The sequence below is a fragment of the Burkholderia sp. BC1 genome (assembly GCF_052683555.1).
Genome location: NZ_JBQYLP010000025.1, coordinates 21,136 through 40,524, shown reverse-complemented (window position 1 = coordinate 40,524; position 19,389 = coordinate 21,136). Strand labels below are relative to the sequence as shown.

The following is a 19,389-nucleotide window of genomic DNA, read 5'->3' as shown; positions in this document are numbered from 1 at the left end:
GGAACTCATGGCTGACACCCTGCTCGACATCCCGCCAGTGCTGATCGTCGGCGCCGGGCCTACGGGCCTGGCTGCCGCGATGAGCCTCGCGCGTGCCCGCGTCCCGGTGCGCGTGATCGACAAGCTCGCGGCGCCGGCGCCGTATTCGCGCGCCATCGGCATCCAGGCGCGCACGCTCGAACTGCTGGAGCAGCACCGCGCCGTCGAACCGTTTCTCGCGCTCGGGCATCGCGCGCACGCGGCGGCGCTGCATGCCGACGGCCGCGTGATCGCGCGGCTCGATTTCGATCCATTGCAAACGCGCTATCCCTATCTGCTGCTGCTCGACCAGAGCGTCACCGAGCGGCTGCTGGCCGAGCATCTCGCCGAGCTCGGCGTGACGATCGAGCGCGGCGTGACGCTCGTCGAATGCGATACGGGCGGCGCGTCGCTCGACGTGACGCTGCGCGATGCCGGCGGCCGCGACGAGCGGTTCTCGCCGTCGTATCTGATCGCGGCCGACGGCGCGCACAGCACGGTGCGGCATCTGCTCGGCATCGGCTTCGCGGGCCGCGCGTTCGAACAGACGTTTCTGCTGGCCGATTTCGCGGCAATTCCCGACTGGCCGGAAGACGAGATCCATCTGTTCACGACGCCCGACGGCATCGCCGGGCTGTTTCCGCTCGGCAGCGGGCGCTATCGGCTCGTCGCCGACCGTCCGCCCGTCGGCGACGTGTCGCCCGACTCGCCGCCGCCGTCGCTGGCCGACTGCGAAGCGGTCGTGCGGGCCCGCATCGGCGCGTCGATCGCACCGAGCGATCTCGCGTGGTCGTCGTATTTTCGGCTGCACAGCCGCATGGTCGAGCGGCTGCGGCACGGCCGCGTGTTCTTTGCGGGCGACGCTGCACACATTCACAGCCCGGCCGGCGCGCAGGGAATGAACACGGGCGTGCAGGAGGCGTTCAACCTCGGCTGGAAGCTTGCGCGCGTACTCGCGGGTGGGGCGCCCGACCGGCTGCTCGACACCTATCACACGGAGCGTCATCCGATCGAGCGCGACGTGCTGCGGCAGACGAGTCTGGTCACGCAGATCGTCGAAGCCGATCATGGCGCGATGAAGCTGCTGCGCGATCACCTGATGCCGCTGCTGGTGTCGCTCGGGCCGCTGCGCGACGCGGTGCGGCGCAGTGTCAGCGAACTCGGCGTCCAGTACCGGAAGAGTCCGCTCACGCTCGAACGCGTGCTCGATGGCGGCCCGCGCGCGGGCGAACGCGCGCCCGATGCGTTGCTGCACGTGATCGACGGGCCGCTCGGTCAGGCGCCGGGCACCGCGCGGCTATACGACGTGCACGACCCGGCGAGCTTCACGCTGCTGCTGCTCGAGGCGCCGCCGAGCACCGGCCTCGACGACGTGCCGCCGCTGGCGGCCGACGCGCAAGCGCTGATCCAGCGCCTCGAACGGATCATGCCGGGCGCGGTGCGTGCCTGGCGCGTGACCGATGTCGAAGGCGACGGTGCGGACACGCTGGTCCAGGCCTACGGCCGCTCGCGTCCGGCGTTCTACCTCTTGCGGCCCGACGGCTACATCGCCGCACGCGGCCGCGCATCGAGCGACGCGAACGCGCTGCTGCGACATTGCGAAACCTGGTTCGCGGGCGTTCCTTCGCCGTCTGCCTAGCGCGCTAGGCCGTTGCGGCGGCCGGCACGAGCGAAGCGCGGCGCGTGGCTACCGCCTCGATCACGATAGGCGAGGCGCGCCGCGCCGCTTCGCTGGACGGATCGTCGAGCGAAGCGAGCAACGCGCGGCGCATGCGCGGTTCCCAGAAGCGCCGGATGTGATCGGCGATGCCGGTCAGCGCTTCCTCGCGATCGGGCATCGATTCGAAGAAGGCGCCGATCTGATTCGCCATGTCGATCAGGTGTGTGCTGTCCATCGATTCCTCACTTGCCTGTCGTCGCGGCGGCGGGCACGCCGGTCCGCTGCTCGAGCAGCGCGAGCTGTTCGGCGTTGAAGCGTGCATACGCGCGCTGCCAGTCGGACGGCTGCGCGACCGGCATCACCTGGACGGCCGTGACCTTGTATTCCGGGCAGTTCGTCGCCCAGTCAGAGCTCTCCGTCGTGATCACGTTCGCGCCCGATTCGGGGAAGTGGAACGTCGTATAGACGACACCGGGCTGCATGCGGTCGGTCACGAGCGCGCGCAGCACCGTCTGGCCCGCGCGCGACTCGATGCCGACCCAGTCGCCGGTGCGAATCCCGCGATCCTGCGCGTCGTGCGGATGGATCTCGAGCCGATCCTCTTCATGCCAGCGCACGTTCTCGGTGCGGCGCGTCTGCGCGCCGACGTTGTATTGCGACAGGATGCGCCCGGTCGTCAGGATCAGCGGATAGCGCTGCGTGACCTTTTCCGGCGACGGAATGAACTGCGTGATCACGAAGCGGCCCTTGCCGCGCACGAATGCGTCGACGTGCATCGTCGGCGTGCCTTCCGGCGCGTCCTCGTTGCACGGCCACTGGATGCTGCCGAGCGCGTCGAGCTTCTCGTAGCTCACGCCGGCGAACGTCGGCGTGAGCCGCGCGATCTCGTCCATGATCTCCGACGGATGCGCGTAGTGCATCTCGTAGCCGAGCGCGCGCGACAGCATCAGCGTGACTTCCCAGTCCGCATAGCCCGCGAGCGGCGGCATCACCTTGCGCACGCGCGAGATGCGGCGTTCGGCGTTCGTGAACGTGCCGTCCTTCTCGAGGAACGTCGAGCCCGGCAGCAGCACGTGCGCGTACTTCGCGGTCTCGTTGAGGAAGATGTCCTGCACGACGATGCATTCCATCGCCGACAGCGCGGCTGCGACGTGCTGCGTGTTCGGATCGGACTGAACGATGTCCTCGCCCTGACAGTAGAGCCCCTTGAAGCTGCCGTCGAGCGCCGCATCGAACATGTTCGGAATGCGCAGCCCCGGTTCCGGCTGCAGCGTCGCGCCCCATGCCTGCTCGAACTGCGTGCGCACCGTCGTATCGCCGATGTGCCGATAGCCGGGCAGTTCATGCGGGAACGAACCCATGTCGCACGAGCCCTGCACGTTGTTCTGGCCGCGCAGCGGATTCACGCCGACGCCTTCGCGGCCGACGTTGCCGGTCGCCATCGCGAGGTTCGCGATGCCCATCACCGTCGTCGAGCCTTGCGCGTGTTCGGTCACGCCGAGCCCGTAGTAGATCGCCGCGTTGCCGCCGGTCGCATACAGCCGCGCGGCCGCGCGCACCTGTTCGGCCGGCACGCCCGTCACGTCCGCGGTCGCTTCGGGCGAGTTCTCGGCGCGCGCGACGAAATCGCGCCACTGCTCGAACGCGCGCGTCTCGCAGCGCTCGGCGACGAACGATTCGTCGACGAGCCCTTCGGTCACGATCACGTGCGCGAGCGCGTTGACGATCGCGACGTTCGTGCCGGGGCGCAACTGCAGGTGATGGGCGGCCTTCACGTGCGGGCCGTCGACGACGTCGATGCGGCGCGGATCGATGACGATCAGCTTCGCGCCTTCGCGCACGCGCCGCTTGAGCCGCGAGCCGAACACCGGGTGGCCGTCGGTCGGGTTCGCGCCCATCACGACGATCACGTCGGCCTTGCCGATCGAGGCGAAGGTCTGCGTGCCGGCCGATTCGCCGAGCGTCGTCTTCAGCCCGTAGCCGGTCGGCGAGTGGCACACGCGCGCGCAGGTGTCGACGTTGTTGTTGCCGAACGCGGCGCGCACGAGCTTCTGCACGAGATAGGTTTCCTCGTTCGTGCAGCGCGACGACGTGATGCCGCCGATCGAATCGCGGCCGTATTTCTGCTGCAGCTTGCGGAATTGCGTCGCCGCATACGTGAGCGCTTCGTCCCAGCTCACTTCGCGCCACGGGTCAGTGATCTTCTCGCGGATCATCGGCTTCGTGATGCGGTCCTTGTGCGTCGCGTAGCCCCACGCGAAACGTCCCTTCACGCACGCATGCCCTTCGTTCGCGAGGCCGTTCTTGTGCGGCGTCATCCGCACGACCTGCGTGCCCTTCATCTCGGCCTTGAACGAGCAGCCGACGCCGCAGTACGCGCAGGTCGTGATCACCGAATGTTCGGCCTGGCCGAGCTGGACGACGGTCTTTTCCTGCAGCGTCGCGGTCGGGCATGCGGCGACGCACGCGCCGCACGACACGCATTCCGACTCCATGAACGGCTCGCTTTCACCGGCCGCGACGCGCGACTCGAAGCCGCGCGCGGCGATCGTCAGCGCGAACGTGCCCTGCGTTTCCTCGCACGCGCGCACGCAGCGGTTGCAGACGATGCACTTCGACGGGTCGTACGTGAAATACGGATTCGATTCGTCCTTGCGATCGTGCAGATGATTCGCGCCGTCGAAGCCGTAGCGCACCTCGCGCAGCCCGACGACGCCCGCCATGTCCTGCAGTTCGCAGTCGCCGTTGGCCGGGCAGGTGAGGCAGTCGAGCGGGTGATCGGAGATGTACAGCTCCATCACGTTGCGGCGCAGCGCCTGCAGCCGGTCCGACTGCGTGCGCACCTTCATGCCCGCTTCGGCGGGCGTCGTGCACGACGCCGGATAGCCGCGCCGGCCTTCGATCTCGACGAGGCAGAGGCGGCACGAGCCGAACGGCTCCAGCGAATCGGTCGCGCAGAGCTTCGGCACGTTGATGCCGGCTTCGATCGCGGCGCGCATCACCGACGTGCCGGCCGGCACCGTGACGGGCTGGCCGTCGATTTCGAGCGTGACGTCGGTGTCCGCATAGCGCTGCGGCGTGCCGTAATCGGTCTCGTCGAGCGGATCGCGCGTGCGCGCCTGTGCGGCGCTCTTGCACGCGCATTGGCCCGAGCCGCAGCCGCCTTGGCGGACGTTGTTCGTGTCGAGGGACATGCAGGGCTCCTTCTGGCTCAGGCCGCAGCCTTGACGGGCTTCGACGCGGCATCCGTGCCGGCGGCGAGCCCGAAATCTTCGGGGAAATGGTCGAGCGCGGACAGCACCGGATACGGCGTCATCCCGCCCATCGCGCACAGCGAGCCGGCGAGCATCGTGTCGCACAGGTCGCGCAGCAGCGTGATCTGCCGTTCGGACGTGTCGCCGCCGCGGATGCGCGCGATCGTCTCGACGCCGCGCGTCGAACCGATCCGGCACGGCGTGCATTTGCCGCACGATTCGATCGCGCAGAACTTCATCGCGTATTCGGCGAGCTCCGCGAGATTCGACGTGTCGTCGTGCAGCACGATGCCGCCGTGACCGACGACCGCGCCGATCGCCGTATACGCCTCGTAGTCGAGCGGCACGTCCCACTGATGCTCGGGCAGATAGGTGCCGAGCGGACCGCCGACCTGCGCTGCGCGCGCGGGGCGGCCGGTCGCGGTGCCGCCGCCGAAGTCGAACAGCAGCTCGCGCAGCGTGACGCCGAACGCGAGCTCGACGAGGCCGCCGTAGCGGACGTTGCCGGCGAGCTGGAACGGCAGCGTGCCGCGCGAGCGGCCCATCCCGTAATCGCGATAGAACGCCGCGCCGCGCGCGAAGATCACCGGCGCGGTGGCGAGCGTGATCACGTTGTTGATGACGGTCGGCTGGCCGAACAGGCCCGCGAGCGCGGGCAGCGGCGGCTTCGCGCGCACAACGCCGCGCTTGCCTTCGAGCGATTCGAGCAGCGCCGTTTCCTCGCCGCACACGTACGAGCCCGCGCCTTTCGCGACGTGCAGCTCGAATGCGTGCGCGGAGCCGAGCACGTGCTCGCCGAGCCAGCCGGCTTCGCGGGCGCGCGCGATCGCCGCTTCGAGCGTCGCGATCGCGTGCGGGTATTCGCTGCGCACGTAGATGTAGCCGACCGTCGCGCCCGTCGCGACGCCGGCGATGATCATCCCTTCGATCAGGCAGTACGGATCGCATTCCATGAGCAGGCGGTCGGAGAACGTGCCGGAGTCGCCTTCGTCTGCGTTGCAGACGATGTATTTCTGTTTCGCGCTCGCCTGGCGCACCGTGCGCCATTTGATGCCTGCGGGGAACGCCGCGCCGCCGCGGCCGCGCAGGCCCGACTCGATCAGCGTCTCGCATGCGGCGTCGCCGTCGAGCGCGAGCGCGTTCTTCAGGCCGACGAGGCCGTCGTATTTCAGGTAGTCGTCGATCGACAGCGGATCGGTGATGCCGATGCGCGCGAACGTCAGGCGCTGCTGGCGCGCGAGATACGGCAACGCGTCGACGAGGCCGACGCCGCTCGGATGCGCACCGCCTTCGAGCCAGCCGGCGTCGAACAGCGCGGGGACGTCGGCGGCCGTCAGGTTCGCATAGCCGACGCGGCCGGCCGCGGTGCCGACTTCGACGAGCGGCTCGAGCCACAGCAGCCCGCGCGAGCCGTTGCGAACGAGTTCGATCGCGGCGCCGCGCCGTTCGGCCTCGGCGACGATCGCGGCGGCGAGCGCGTCGGCGCCGAGTGCGAGCGCGGACGAATCGCGCGGGACGTAGATACGGGTCGTCATGCGGCCTCCCCGGCGTGCGCGACCGCGTCGGCGAGCAGCGCATCGAATTTTTCCGGCGTGACCTTCGCGTGGAGCACGCCGTTGACCGTCATCGACGGCGACTGCGCGCACAGGCCGAGGCAGTACACCGATTCGAGCGCGACGGCGGGCGGCGCCGAGGCGTGCGCCGCGTCGTCGTGCGCGGCATCGAAGCGGCAGCCCGTACGCGTTTGCGCATGCTCGGCGAGCGCTTCGCAGCCCATGCTGCGGCACGCTTCGGCGCGGCACATCTGGATCGTCACGCGCGCCGGCGGCGCAGTGCGGAAGTGGTGGTAATAAGTCAGCACGCCATGCACTTCGGCACGCGACAGATTCAGCGCCTTTGCGAGCGGCGCGACGCAGCCCGGCGGCACGTAGCCCGCGTCGTCCTGGATGGCGTGCAGAATCGCGACGAGCGACCGGCCGGCGCGCGCATGGCGCTCGACCAGCGCCTCGGGCGCGTGGGAATTCGGGGACATCGGTTATGCTCCTCCAAAGTCTCATATGCGACTGAACTTCATATAGTCCGCATGGCGACTTCGTTCTGATTGATTTTGGTCAACGATAAGCGGAAGCTTTCGACGTCGCAATAGGAAATCGGAGTACATAATTGATTCGAATCGAATGCGACGCGTATCTGACCGTACGCGACACGGAAGGGCGCGCGGCGAGCCTCTCGGAGGTCGCGCCGCTGCTCGAACTGGTCGCCGAAACGGGCAGCATCGCGCAGGCCGCGCAAGCGAAAGGGCTGTCGTACCGTCATGCGTGGGGGATGCTTCGTGCGCTCGAGGCCTGCGTCGGCGGCGAGCTGATCGAAACCGCGCGCGGCAAGGGTTCGACGCTGTCCGAACTGGGGCAGGCGATCGTCGACGCGCAGCGCCTCGCGCGCAGCCGCCTCGACGGCAACCTGCGCGCGCTCGCGGCCGAAGTCGCGAGCGATCTGAACCGACGGCTCGCGCAGCGCGACGGCGCCGTACGGATTCACGCCTCGCACGGCTATGCGGTCGCGACGCTCGTGTCGGCGCTCGTCGATGCGCAGGCGGCCGTCGACATCAAGTATCGGGAAAGCGTCGAGGCCGTGCGGGCGCTCGCGCGCGGCGAGTGCGAACTGGCCGGCTTTCACCTGCCGCGCGGCGCGTTTCGCGCGCAGTGCGCGCAGATCTACCGGCCCTGGCTCGACGACGGCCGCCATGTGCTGATTCATCTGACGCGCCGTCAGCAAGGGCTGTTCGTGCCGCGCGGCAATCCCAAGCACGTGAAGGGGCTCGCGGATCTCGCGCGCGACGACATCCGGTTCGTGAACCGCCAGCCCGGCTCGGGCACGCGCATGCTGCTCGAACTCGCGCTGAGCGCGATCGGCATCGATCCGGCGCGCATCAACGGCTATGCGTCGGCCGAGCTCACACATTCGGCGATCGCCGCGTTCGTCGCGAGCGGGATGGCCGATCTCGGTTTCGGCGTCGAGCCGGCGGCCCATCATTTCGGGCTCGACTTCATTCCGGTCGTCGACGAAGACTATTACTTCGCCTGCGAGCGTGCACGGCTCGACGCGCGGCCGCTCGCAGGCGTGCTCGGGCTGTTGCGCGATGCGCGCTTCATCGAGCGCGTCGGCGATCTCGACGGTTACGATCCGGCCGCCTGCGGGACGCTGGTCGACGTCGCGGCCGGGCTCGCGGGCGACGACCTTGCAGCCGCGGAGGGCGGCAATGCGCGGTAACACGCGGGCCGCCGGGTCGCGCTGCAGCAGTGGGGGAATTGCGCTACGCTTGCCGCTTGACCAACGTTCCAACAAGCACGCCGTTCAGGCGTCATTCCCGCCATGAAACTTTCCGTTTCCCTCTCCGCGGCAGCGTTGACCGCGGGGTTCCTGATCGCCGTTTCGCCGCTCGCACTCGCGCAGAATTCGCCGGGCGTGCCGGGCGGCATCCTCAGCGACCAGTTTCGTCTGAACGAGCATCCGCAGATGCCGTTCGCGGCATCGGAGCCGTCCAGGAAATATCAGAGCGGCAAGAAGTCGGCATTGCGCCGCAAGGGCGACATGGGCGATCCGAACGGCTGCAACCTGAAGTGCCCGATGGACAGTCAGTGACACGCTGATCGCGGCGTCGCGCGTGCGTCGACGCCCGATTCCGCAGACAGGCAGACGAGCCCCGCGCAGCCACGGTGTTGCGCGGGGCTCATACGTTTCGGGCGGTACGTCGGCTTCAGATTCGGGTTAACCCGAATTCAGGAAGGATATGTTCCTGAAACCTGCCTTATTCTTAAGCATTCGCCTACATAAACTTCGGACTGTCAGCGATGAGCGAGGTGTTCATCGCGAAATCGGACAAATCTGGAGGTAGGTCATCATGAAGTCGCTCGTTCAAGCCGTTGTCGTTGCCGCAGCCGTCGTTGCGCCGGTCGTGTCGTTCGCGCAGCCGGGCTCGACGATCACGCGCGAGCAGGTGCGCGCAGAATTGATTCAACTGCAGCAGGCCGGCTACAACTCGGCGCGCGGCGAAGATCCGCATTACCCGGAAGCCATTCAGGCGGCGACGGCCCGCGTTGCGGAACAGCAGCGCGCTGCGCTGGCGCAATCGCAAGGCGCGGATACCAGCGGTTATGGCGCGCAGGCGCAAGGCGCATCGGCGTCCGGTTCGCGCGCGATCGTGCGCCCGGCGAGCGACGAGGAAATGAAGTCGCTGTATCGCGGCAGCTAAGCGGTGCGGCCGGTGTGGGGTGCGGCGATGAGTCGCGGTCGCAGGGCGGCGTAGCGTCCGCGGGCACCCACGCAGAGACAGGCGCCGGCCCAACGTGCGTCACGTCCTGCTGCCGGGATGCCGGCGGCATGCGGCCCGGCTCGCGTAGGGCCGGGCGCTATTTCGGCCGCAGACGCGCGGGCTTGCGTCGGCAACAAAAAACCCCGCAGACGCGATGTCGTGCGGGGTTGTTGCGCGTGACGCTGAATGTGGTGGAGGCGGCGGGAATCGAACCCGCGTCCAGAAGCGCTCTACGACTAGTTCTACATGTTTAGTTCAGTCTTTTGATTTAACCGCAGCGACGCGGACGAACACGCTGCGCTACGGCGATTCGCTAAATTTTCGACCCGGCCGTCGCGACGCCGGCAAGGCTTAACTGACGTATATGACCTCTGGCGGTATTGCTACCGGTCTTGCGACGCTAGCCCGTCAGTGAACTAGGCAGAGGACGGCGGCCCTTAGGCTGCCAGTGCGAACGTATCGTCGTTTGCAGTTACGTTTTTCCCATTGATTAACGAGGTGACGGGTCCTCGACATGCCCTAGCCGCTTCACAACCCCTGTCGAAACCAGGTCGCCCCCGCGGATAAGATTAATCATTATAGCGCAACATCGCGCAGCAGATCGCGCAGCTCGCCGGTCGTGCCGACGAGGTGCTGCGCACGCCAGTCGCCCGGCGCGGCGCCGTCGCCGCAGTAGCCGTACGCGGCCGCGACCGTCGCCATCCCGGCTGCGTAGCCGGCCTGAATGTCGCGCAGGTCGTCGCCGACGTAGACGATGCGGTCCGGCGCCAGTGCGAGCAGGCCGGCCGCGTGCAGCAGCGGAGCGGGATGCGGCTTCGAGTGCGGCGTCGTGTCGCCCCCCACCACGCAGGCCGCGCGCGACGCGAGGCCCAGCAATTCGACGAGCGGCGCGGTCAATCGCATCGCCTTGTTCGTGACGATCCCCCAGCGCACGCCGCGCGCTTCGAGTTCGTCGAGCACTTCGGCAATGCCGGGGAACAGCGTCGTCTGAACGCAAATATCGGCGGCGTAGTTCGCGAGGAACTCGTCGCGCATCGCATCGTAGCCGGGCGTCTCGGGCGTGATGCCGAACGCGCCGCCGAGCAGGCCGCGCGCGCCCGCGGACGCGAGGCGCCGCAGCGCGTCGAGCGGCGTTTCCGGCAGGCCGCGCACGCGCTGCATCTTGTTGACGGCCGCCGCGAGATCGGGCGCCGTGTCGGCGAGCGTGCCGTCGAGGTCGAACAGCACGGCTTCGCAGTGCTGCAGGCGCGGTGCGTCGAGCACGTCCCGCGCGGGCGAAAGGGGAGTCGTCATGCGGGTCGGCAGGTTACGCGGCGCGGCGGCACGCGACCAGATAGTTGATGTCGGTGTCGTTCGACAGCGCGAAGCGCTTGCCGAGCGGATGATAGGTGATGCCCTTGATCTCGACGATGTGAAGATCGGTCGCGCGCACGAAGCCCGCGAGTTCCGACGGGCGGATGAAGCGTGCGTAGTCGTGCGTGCCCTTCGGCAGCATCTGCGCGATGTATTCGGCGCCGATCACGGCGAACAGGTACGACTTCAGGTTGCGGTTCAGCGTCGAGAAGAACACCCAGCCGCCCGGCTTCACGAGCGTCGCGCATGCGGCGACGATGTCGGCCGGCGACGGCACGTGCTCGAGCATCTCCATGCAGGTGACGACGTCGTAGGTACCGGGCTCGCGCGCGGCGATCGCTTCGGCCGCGATCGCTTCATAGTCGACGGTGATTCCGCTCTCGAGGCTGTGCAGATCGGCCACGCCGAGCGCTTCGGTCGACAGGTCGATGCCTTTGACCTGCGCGCCGAGCCCGGCCATCGATTCGGACAGGATGCCGCCGCCGCAGCCCACGTCGAGCGCGCGCTTGCCGGCGAGATGCGCATGCGAATCGATCCAGGCGAGCCGGACCGGGTTCAGGTCGTGCAGCGGCTTGAATTCGGCATTCGGATCCCACCACCGATGGGCGAGGTCGCTGAATTTCTGGAGTTCGTGCGGATCGGCGTTGGTCATGTCGGCAAACGGGATACGGGAGGAGGGCGGTGCTTCGGTTCGTCAGTCCCGAGTATATAAGATGCGGGCGAGCGGCGAACCGGCGAGCGCCCGGACGGGCGTCAATGAAAAAGCCCCGCCGGAGCGGGGCTTTGAAGCAGTCGAAAACCGCGGCTTACTGCGCCGGAACGGTCGTCTTCTGCACTTCTTGCGTACCGACCACTTCCACTTCCACGCGGCGATCCGGTGCGAGGCAGGCGATCAGTTGCTTGCGGTTCTTCTGGTTGCAGCCCGTCGTGACCGGGTTGCGCTTGCCCTTGCCTTCCGTGTAGATCTTGTTGGCCGGGACACCCTTGCTGACCAGGTACGACTTGACGGCTTGCGCACGGCGCAGCGACAGACGGTCGTTGTACTTGTCCGAACCGATGCGGTCGGTGTAGCCCGTTGCGACGACCACTTCCGTGTTCATGCCCTGGATCTTCGAAGCCAGTTCGTCGAGCTTCTGCTTGCCCAGCGGCTTGAGCGTCGCCTTGTCGAAGTCGAACAGTGCGTCGGCTTGATACGTGATCTTCTGGCTCGTGATGGCCGGAGCGACCGGAGCGACCGGCGGCTGCGGTGCCTGGGCGACCAGTGCGCCGTCGCACTTCGCGTTGGCGGTGGCCGGCGTCCAGAACGCGTCACGCCAGCAGAGCTCGTTCGTGCCGTTCATCCACACCCATTCGCCCGTGCCGTTCACCCAGTTGTCATTGACGGCTTGACGCGACGCCGGCACCGACTGTGCCGAAGCGGATGCAGCCATAACTGCGGTAGCTGCAATGAACGCGAGCTTTGAAAGTTTATTCATATTTCTCCTCTCGAAATTGAGATTACCGCAGGTTTACTGCGAGCCTGTTGACGGTGACAAGTCATACATTGCTCGAAGTATAACATTGGTGCGGCACAAAAAACGCGGCACCGCTCTGTGTAGACTTCGAGCAGCGTCTAACTTTCAGTGCGTTGGCATTTTGCCATATCGTTCCCTTCCTACGAAAAAAAATCCTCCCCACCCCAAGATCGCCTCCGCGATTGTGGTGCATGCGCAACACCGGCCTGCCGTAAGTTTCAGGAATTGTCAAGGGTGTACCCGCAAAATTGCGCGGGACGCGAAGGTCGTTTACCGGCGCGGGCGACGGCGCGACAGATCGCCGCACGACCGTGCGGTGCGCCGGCCGGGTGCGCGGCGGGCGCCGCGCAAATTTCCGCTATTTATATATAGAGGGGCGGCGAATTGGCGGCTGTTGGGCGCATGTTAGAATCTCGCGTTGCGTTGCGCATGCATCGCTCACGCGAAAGGCGTTCCCGTCTTCGCTCCGAAAAGATACGGATACATGGATCAATTCGCCAAAGAGACCCTGCCCACCTCCCTCGAGGAGGAAATGCGCCGTTCGTATCTCGATTACGCGATGAGCGTGATCGTCGGACGTGCCCTCCCGGATGTCCGCGATGGCCTGAAGCCCGTGCACCGGCGCGTACTGTTCGCGATGCACGAACTGAACAACGACTGGAACCGGGCCTACAAGAAGTCGGCGCGTATCGTCGGCGACGTGATCGGTAAATACCACCCGCACGGCGACAGCGCGGTCTACGAAACGATCGTGCGGATGGCGCAGGACTTCTCGCTGCGCTACATGCTGGTCGACGGGCAAGGCAACTTCGGCTCGATCGACGGCGACAACGCCGCCGCGATGCGTTACACCGAAATTCGCATGGCGAAGATCGGTCACGAGCTGCTTGCCGACATCGACAAGGAAACGGTCGACTTCGGTCCGAACTACGACGGCAGCGAAATGCAGCCGCTGATCCTGCCCGCGCGGATCCCGAACCTGCTGATCAACGGTTCGTCGGGCATCGCTGTCGGCATGGCGACCAACATTCCGCCGCACAACCTGAACGAAGTCGTCGATGCGTGCCAGCATCTGCTGAACAATCCCGAGGCGACGATCGACGAACTGATCGAGATCATCCCGGCGCCCGATTTCCCGACGGCCGGCATCATCTACGGCGTCGCCGGCGTGCGCGACGGCTACCGCACCGGGCGCGGCCGCGTCGTGATGCGCGCGGCCACGCACTTCGAGGAAATCGACCGCGGCCAGCGCATGGCGATCATCGTCGACGAGCTGCCGTACCAGGTCAACAAGCGCTCGCTGCTCGAGCGCATCGCCGAGCTCGTCAACGAGAAGAAGCTCGAAGGCATCTCCGACATCCGCGACGAGTCCGACAAGAGCGGCATGCGCGTCGTGATCGAGCTCAAGCGCGGCGAAGTGCCGGAAGTGGTGCTGAACAATCTCTACAAGGCGACGCAGCTGCAGGACACGTTCGGCATGAACATGGTCGCGCTCGTCGACGGCCAGCCGAAGCTGCTCAACCTGAAGGAGATCCTTCAGTGCTTCCTGTCGCATCGCCGCGAAGTGCTGACGCGCCGCACGGTCTACGAACTGCGCAAGGCGCGCGAACGCGGCCACGTGCTCGAAGGTCTCGCGGTCGCGCTCGCGAACATCGACGAATTCATCGCGATCATCAAGGCCGCGCCGACGCCGCCGATCGCGAAGCAGGAACTGATGGCGAAGGCGTGGGATTCGTCGCTCGTGCGCGAGATGCTCACGCGCGCCGAAGCCGAGAACGCGGCGGCCGGCGGCCGCGCGGCGTATCGGCCGGAAGGGCTGAACCCGGCGTTCGGGATGCAGGGTGACGGGCTCTACAAGCTGTCCGACACGCAGGCGCAGGAAATCCTGCAGATGCGTCTGCAGCGCCTGACGGGCCTCGAGCAGGACAAGATCATCGGCGAGTATCGCGACGTGATGGCGCAGATCTCCGACCTGCTCGACATCCTCGCGCGTCCGGAGCGGATCACGACGATGATCGGCGAAGAGCTGACCACGGTGAAGGCCGAGTTCGGTGACGCGCGCCGCTCGAAGATCGAGCTGAACGCGACCGAGCTCAACACCGAAGACCTGATCACGCCGCAGGACATGGTCGTCACGATGTCGCACGCGGGCTACGTGAAGTCGCAGCCGCTGTCCGAGTACCGCGCGCAGAAGCGCGGCGGTCGCGGCAAGCAGGCGACGCAGATGAAGGAAGACGACTGGATCGAGACGCTGTTCATCGCGAACACGCACGATTACATGCTCTGCTTCTCGAACCGCGGCCGCGTGTACTGGATCAAGGTCTACGAGGTGCCGCAGGGCTCGCGCAACTCGCGCGGCCGTCCGATCGTCAACATGTTCCCGCTGCAGGACGGCGAGAAGATCAACGTCGTGCTGCCGGTGAAGGAATTCTCGGCCGACAAGTTCGTGTTCATGGCGACGTCGCTCGGCACCGTGAAGAAGACGCCGCTCGAGGCATTCAGCCGTCCGATGAAGAAGGGCATCATCGCGGTCGGCCTCGACGAGGGCGACTACCTGATCGGCGCGTCGATCACCGACGGTGCGCACGACGTGATGCTGTTCTCCGACGCCGGCAAGGCCGTGCGCTTCGACGAGAACGACGTGCGGCCGATGGGGCGCGAGGCGCGCGGCGTGCGCGGCATGCAGCTCGACGAAGGGCAGCAGGTCATCGCGCTGCTGGTGGCCGGCAGCGAAGACCAGTCGGTGCTCACCGCGACCGAGAACGGCTTCGGCAAGCGCACGCCGATCACCGAATACACGCGCCACGGCCGCGGCACGAAGGGTATGATCGCGATCCAGACGTCCGAGCGTAACGGCAAGGTCGTCGCGGCGACGCTCGTCGACACCGAAGACCAGATCATGCTGATCACGACGGCCGGCGTGCTGATCCGCACGCGTGTGTCGGAGATCCGCGAGATGGGACGCGCGACGCAAGGTGTTACACTCATCAGTCTCGATGAGGGTACGAAGCTCTCTGGCCTGCAGCAGATCGCCGAGGCCGAGGACGGTGACGGCGAAGCCGACGAGGCGTCGGACGGCGAAGCCTGAACGGATGAGACTCTCGGGCCGCCGCACGCGTGCCGCGCAAGCGGGTGAGCGCAGCACGCTGCGATCGGCGAGAAAACATTCATATTTCCAAGAGGGAGTGATGATGCAAAAGCAATTCAAGCAACTGGTCCTGCTGGCTGCACTGGTGCCGACGTTCGCGATGGCGCAGGCGCTGTCGAATTCCGCACCGGCTGCACCCGCGGCAGCTGCGCCGATCGACGCCGACAAGAAGGCGGCGATCAAGGATCTGCTCGACGCGATCGACGCGCCGAAGCTCGTGTCGGCCATCGGCAACAGCGCCGAGATGCAGGCCAAGCAGCTCGTGCCGGCGATCCTGTCGGACGCGCTGTCCGAGAACAAGACGCTGAACGACAAGCAGAAGCAGGCTGCCGTTCCGACGCTGCAGAAGAACGCGGTGCCGAAGCTGGTCGACAGCGCAGGCAAGGTGTTCGGCACGCAGCAGTTCCAGAACGACGCGATGTCGGCTCAGTACGACGCGTACGCGAAGTACTACAGCACGTCGGAGATCAAGGATCTGACGACGTTCTACAAGAGCCCGACGGGCCGCAAGTTCATCCAGGTTCAGGATCAGGTCGGTCGCGACGTGGTCAACGGCCTGATGCAGAAGTACATGCCGCAAGCGATCCAGGCGACGCGCGCCCAGGCCGACAAGGAAGTCGCGGCCGTCAAGCCGGGCAAGTAAGCGGTCCGGGCACGCCGCCGGCCGATCGGCCGGGTTTGGCGGGAGCCTGATGACAGTGCGATAATGGCCGTTTGCGCGCGAGCGCAAGCGGCCATTTCTTTTCCGGCGCGGCTCATTGGCATTGCATGACAGGCGGCAAGCCCGCCGGTCGCGTCCCTCCCGAGGTTTTTCACGATGCGCGTCTTTAATTTCTCCGCCGGCCCCGCGGCGCTGCCCGAGGAAGTGCTGCGGCAGGCCGCCGACGAAATGCTCGACTGGCACGGCAGCGGCATGAGCGTGATGGAGATGAGCCATCGCGGCAAGGAATTCATGTCGATCCACGAGGCGGCGCTCGCCGACCTGCGCGAGCTGCTCGACGTGCCGGCGAGCCATCGCGTGCTGTTCCTGCAGGGCGGCGGCATCGCGGAGAACGCGATCGTGCCGATGAACCTGCTCGGCTCGCGCAAGACGGCCGACTTCGTCGTGACGGGCTCGTGGTCGCAGAAGTCGTTCAACGAGGCGAAGAAGTACTGCACGCCGCATCTCGCGGCAACCGGCAAGACGGACGCCGGCTTCACGCGCGCGCCGGCGTTCGCCGAATGGCAGCTGTCGGACGATCCGGCCTACGTGCACCTCTGCACGAACGAGACGATCGACGGCGTCGAGACGTTCGAGATCCCGGATCTCGGCGACGTGCCGCTCGTCGCGGACGTGTCGTCGCACATCCTGTCGCGCCCGATGGACGTCGCGAAGTACGGCGTGCTGTTCGGCGGCGCGCAGAAGAACATCGGGATGGCCGGCGTGACGGTCGTGATCGTGCGCGAGGATCTGCTCGACCGCGCGCTGTCGATCTGCCCGTCGGCGTTCGAATGGAAGACGGTCGCCGCGAACAACTCGCTGTACAACACGCCGCCCACCTATGCGATCTACATCGCGGGCCTCGTGTTCCAGTGGCTGAAGCGGCAGGGCGGCCTCGGCGCGATCGAGGCGCGCAACATCGAAAAGGCGAAGCTGCTCTACGACACGATCGATGCGAGCAGCTTCTATCTGAACAAGGTCGAGCCGGCGGTGCGTTCGCGCATGAACGTGCCGTTTTTCCTGGCCGACGAATCGCGCAACGAAGACTTCCTTGCCGGCGCAAAGGCGCGCGGGCTGCTGCAGCTGAAGGGCCACAAGTCCGTCGGCGGCATGCGGGCGTCGATCTACAACGCGGTGCCGCTCGAGGGCGTGAAGGCGCTCGTCGAGTACATGAAGGACTTCGAGCAGCGCTGCGCCTGACGGCGGCGCGCGGCTCAAACAGCACGGCAAAACGCATGGACGACGAACTGAATTCCCGCCTGAAACCGCTGCGCGACCGCATCGACGCGATCGACGCGCAGCTGATCACGCTCCTGAACCAGCGCGCCGCGGTGGCGCTCGAGGTCGGCGAGGTCAAGAAGCATTTCAACGCGCCGGTGTTCCGGCCGGAGCGCGAACTGCAGGTCATCGCGCGGCTGCAGGACATGAGCGCCGGGCCGCTCGCGAGCGAGCATATCAGCGCGATCTGGCGCGAGATCATGGCCGCGAGCCGCGCGCTCGAGCAGACGATCCACGTCGCGTTCCTCGGGCCGGTCGGCACGTACAGCGAACAGGCGATGTTCGAGTATTTCGGCCAGTCGATCGAGGGGCTGCCGTGTCCGTCGATCGACGAAGTGTTCCGCTCGGTCGAGGCCGGCGCCGCGTCGTTCGGGATCGCGCCGGTCGAGAATTCGACCGAGGGCGCGGTGTCGCGCACGCTCGACCTGCTGCTGCAGACGCAACTGCTGATCAGCGGCGAGCTCGCACTGCCGATCCACCACAACCTGCTCACGCAGAGCGGCACGCTCGACGGCGTGAAGCGCGTGTGCGCACACGCGCAGGCGCTCGCGCAATGCCAGCAATGGCTCGCGGCGAATGCGCCGCACCTCGAGCGGCAGGCCGTCGCGAGCAACGCGGAAGCCGCGCGGCAGGCGGCGGCCGATCCGACCGTCGCGGCGATCGCCGGCGATCGCGCGGCCGCGCATTACGGGCTGCAGATCGCGTTCTCGCTGATCCAGGACGATCCGCACAATCGCACGCGCTTCGTGATCATCGGCAAGCAGCCGGCCGGTCCGACCGGGTACGACCAGACGTCGCTGATCGTTTCCGTGAAGAACGAACCGGGTGCGGTGTTCAAGCTGCTCGAGCCGCTCGCGCGGCACGGCGTGTCGATGACGCGTTTCGAGTCGCGTCCGGCGCGCGTCGGCACGTGGGAGTACTACTTCTATATCGACATCGAAGGGCACCGCGACGACGCGCCGGTCGTGGCCGCGCTCGCGGAGCTCGGCCAGAAGGCCGCGTTCCTGAAGATACTCGGTTCGTATCCGCGCGCGCGCTGAGCGTGCGGCCGCGTCTCGCACGCGGCGCGCGTGTCGCGACGGCACGCGCAGCGCAGGCCGGGCGGCGCTGCGAAGGCGGGTTCGGGCGGCATCCGCGAGCGATCGCGCGGTGCGCGCCCGTTGCCCGGGATCTGGAATTCCGTGTGCGCGGCTGCGGCCCGTGCGCGTAACTTGGCTCTAGTCGTGTCAGGCTTTGCATTCAACAAACTGGTCATCTTCGGCGTCGGCCTGATCGGCGGATCGCTGGCCCGCGCGCTGCGCGAACGTGCGCCGGGCGGCGCGGGCGAGATCGTCGGCGTCGGTCGCTCGCGCGCCTCGGTCGAACGCGCGCTGGCGCTCGGCGTGATCGATCGCGCGGCGGCGCTCGACGACGACGCGCAGTTGCGCGACGCGCTTGCCGGCGCGGATCTCGTGCTGCTGGCCGCGCCGGTTGCGCAGACGGGCCCGCTGCTCGCCCGCATCGCGCCGTGGCTCGACGCCGCGACGATCGTCACCGACGCCGGCAGCACGAAATCGGACGTCGTCGCGGCCGCGCGCGACGCGCTCGGCGAGCGGATCGCGCAGTTCGTGCCCGGCCATCCGATCGCCGGCCGCGAATCGAGCGGCGTCGAGGCCGCGTTGCCCGATCTCTACGTCGGCCGCAACGTCGTGCTGTGCCCGCTGCCCGAGAACGCGCCCGCGACGGTGGCGCGCATCGACGCGATGTGGCGCGCGACGGGCGCCGACGTGCGCACGATGAGCACGGCGCAGCACGATCGCGTGTTCGCGTCGGTGAGCCATCTGCCGCATGTGCTGTCGTTCGCGCTCGTCGAGCAGATTCTCGGCGAGGCGGACGCCGAACTGAAATTCTCGTATGCGGCCGGCGGTTTTCGCGACTTCACGCGAATCGCCGCGTCGAGCCCCGAAATGTGGCGCGACGTGTGCATCGCGAACCGCGCGGCGCTGCTCGACGAGCTCGACGGCTACACGCGCGTGCTCGCGCGGTTGCGCGCGGCGATCGACGCCGGCGACGGCGCCGCGCTCGAAGCGGTGTTCACGCGCTCGCGCGCGGCGCGCCGTGCATGGCAGGAGCGCGGCGCCAAGCCCGCTGCCGAAGCGGACAAGCAATAACA

The 19,389-nt window shown here is 67.2% G+C and carries 16 protein-coding genes and 1 other RNA gene; 9 read left to right on the top strand and 8 right to left on the bottom strand.

Going from position 1 to position 19,389, the window contains the following annotated elements:
* The first annotated feature begins 7 nt into the window (after positions 1 to 7).
* A complete protein-coding gene (locus tag ACSHSS_RS14510; RefSeq protein WP_105757333.1) occupies positions 8 to 1,657 on the top strand; it encodes an FAD-dependent monooxygenase in 1,650 nt (549 codons plus the stop codon).
* Between the two features lie 4 nt (positions 1,658 to 1,661).
* On the opposite strand, the gene ACSHSS_RS14505 is transcribed toward ACSHSS_RS14510, so the two are convergent.
* The 4 genes from ACSHSS_RS14505 to ACSHSS_RS14490 are packed head-to-tail and all read right to left on the bottom strand — an operon-like array spanning position 1,662 to position 6,964.
* A complete protein-coding gene (locus tag ACSHSS_RS14505; protein WP_445545157.1) occupies positions 1,662 to 1,913 on the bottom strand; it encodes a formate dehydrogenase subunit delta in 252 nt (83 codons plus the stop codon).
* A gap of 7 nt (positions 1,914 to 1,920) precedes the next feature.
* Positions 1,921 to 4,872: a formate dehydrogenase subunit alpha gene (fdhF, locus tag ACSHSS_RS14500; protein WP_105767039.1), complete on the bottom strand. Its 2,952-nt coding sequence runs from the start codon at positions 4,870 to 4,872 to the stop codon at positions 1,921 to 1,923.
* Positions 4,873 to 4,889: 17 nt separating this feature from the next.
* Positions 4,890 to 6,467: a formate dehydrogenase beta subunit gene (locus tag ACSHSS_RS14495; protein WP_445545156.1), complete on the bottom strand. Its 1,578-nt coding sequence runs from the start codon at positions 6,465 to 6,467 to the stop codon at positions 4,890 to 4,892.
* Complete coding sequence (locus tag ACSHSS_RS14490; RefSeq protein ID WP_006413195.1) at positions 6,464 to 6,964, bottom strand: NAD(P)H-dependent oxidoreductase subunit E; 501 nt, start codon at positions 6,962 to 6,964, stop codon at positions 6,464 to 6,466. Before ACSHSS_RS14490 ends, ACSHSS_RS14495 begins: the two co-directional genes overlap by 4 nt.
* Positions 6,965 to 7,095: 131 nt before the next feature.
* Between ACSHSS_RS14490 and ACSHSS_RS14485 the strand changes: the two genes are divergently transcribed.
* The 3 genes from ACSHSS_RS14485 to ACSHSS_RS14475 all read left to right on the top strand — a co-directional run bounded on the left by ACSHSS_RS14485 (position 7,096) and on the right by ACSHSS_RS14475 (position 9,184).
* Positions 7,096 to 8,202 carry a substrate-binding domain-containing protein gene (locus tag ACSHSS_RS14485; RefSeq protein WP_217103554.1) on the top strand — a complete coding sequence of 369 codons (1,107 nt, stop codon included), beginning with the start codon at positions 7,096 to 7,098 and terminating at the stop codon, positions 8,200 to 8,202.
* Between the two features lie 102 nt (positions 8,203 to 8,304).
* On the top strand, positions 8,305 to 8,574 hold the full coding sequence (locus ACSHSS_RS14480; RefSeq protein ID WP_006410405.1) for a hypothetical protein: 270 nt from the start codon (positions 8,305 to 8,307) through the stop codon (positions 8,572 to 8,574).
* A gap of 259 nt (positions 8,575 to 8,833) precedes the next feature.
* Positions 8,834 to 9,184: a DUF4148 domain-containing protein gene (locus ACSHSS_RS14475; RefSeq protein ID WP_070553226.1), complete on the top strand. Its 351-nt coding sequence runs from the start codon at positions 8,834 to 8,836 to the stop codon at positions 9,182 to 9,184.
* A gap of 249 nt (positions 9,185 to 9,433) precedes the next feature.
* Here the strand turns inward: ACSHSS_RS14475 and ssrA are convergent.
* The 4 genes from ssrA to ompA all read right to left on the bottom strand — a co-directional run bounded on the left by ssrA (position 9,434) and on the right by ompA (position 12,072).
* Positions 9,434 to 9,803: a transfer-messenger RNA gene (gene ssrA, locus ACSHSS_RS14470) on the bottom strand.
* Between the two features lie 17 nt (positions 9,804 to 9,820).
* The gene (gene gph / locus ACSHSS_RS14465; RefSeq protein WP_006400738.1) at positions 9,821 to 10,537 is read right to left on the bottom strand and encodes a phosphoglycolate phosphatase; all 717 of its coding nucleotides are present in this window, start codon (positions 10,535 to 10,537) and stop codon (positions 9,821 to 9,823) included.
* 13 nt (positions 10,538 to 10,550) lie between these two features.
* Positions 10,551 to 11,249, bottom strand: coding sequence for a bifunctional 2-polyprenyl-6-hydroxyphenol methylase/3-demethylubiquinol 3-O-methyltransferase UbiG (gene ubiG / locus ACSHSS_RS14460; protein WP_006400737.1), 699 nt, complete (start codon positions 11,247 to 11,249; stop codon positions 10,551 to 10,553).
* A gap of 154 nt (positions 11,250 to 11,403) precedes the next feature.
* Positions 11,404 to 12,072, bottom strand: coding sequence for an outer membrane protein OmpA (gene ompA, locus ACSHSS_RS14455; RefSeq protein ID WP_006400736.1), 669 nt, complete (start codon positions 12,070 to 12,072; stop codon positions 11,404 to 11,406).
* Between the two features lie 523 nt (positions 12,073 to 12,595).
* Between ompA and gyrA the strand changes: the two genes are divergently transcribed.
* From gyrA to ACSHSS_RS14430, 5 genes are all read left to right on the top strand, one after another.
* A complete protein-coding gene (gyrA, locus tag ACSHSS_RS14450) occupies positions 12,596 to 15,199 on the top strand; it encodes a DNA gyrase subunit A (protein ID WP_445545155.1) in 2,604 nt (867 codons plus the stop codon).
* A gap of 103 nt (positions 15,200 to 15,302) precedes the next feature.
* The gene (locus ACSHSS_RS14445; protein ID WP_006413207.1) at positions 15,303 to 15,902 is read left to right on the top strand and encodes a DUF2059 domain-containing protein; all 600 of its coding nucleotides are present in this window, start codon (positions 15,303 to 15,305) and stop codon (positions 15,900 to 15,902) included.
* Positions 15,903 to 16,076: 174 nt separating this feature from the next.
* Entirely contained in the window at positions 16,077 to 17,159 is a 1,083-nt protein-coding gene (gene serC, locus ACSHSS_RS14440; protein ID WP_006400732.1) for a 3-phosphoserine/phosphohydroxythreonine transaminase, read from the top strand.
* Between the two features lie 35 nt (positions 17,160 to 17,194).
* The gene (gene pheA, locus ACSHSS_RS14435; protein WP_006400731.1) at positions 17,195 to 18,277 is read left to right on the top strand and encodes a prephenate dehydratase; all 1,083 of its coding nucleotides are present in this window, start codon (positions 17,195 to 17,197) and stop codon (positions 18,275 to 18,277) included.
* 183 nt (positions 18,278 to 18,460) lie between these two features.
* Complete coding sequence (locus tag ACSHSS_RS14430) at positions 18,461 to 19,387, top strand: prephenate dehydrogenase (protein ID WP_039225187.1); 927 nt, start codon at positions 18,461 to 18,463, stop codon at positions 19,385 to 19,387.
* Positions 19,388 to 19,389 lie beyond the last annotated feature (2 nt).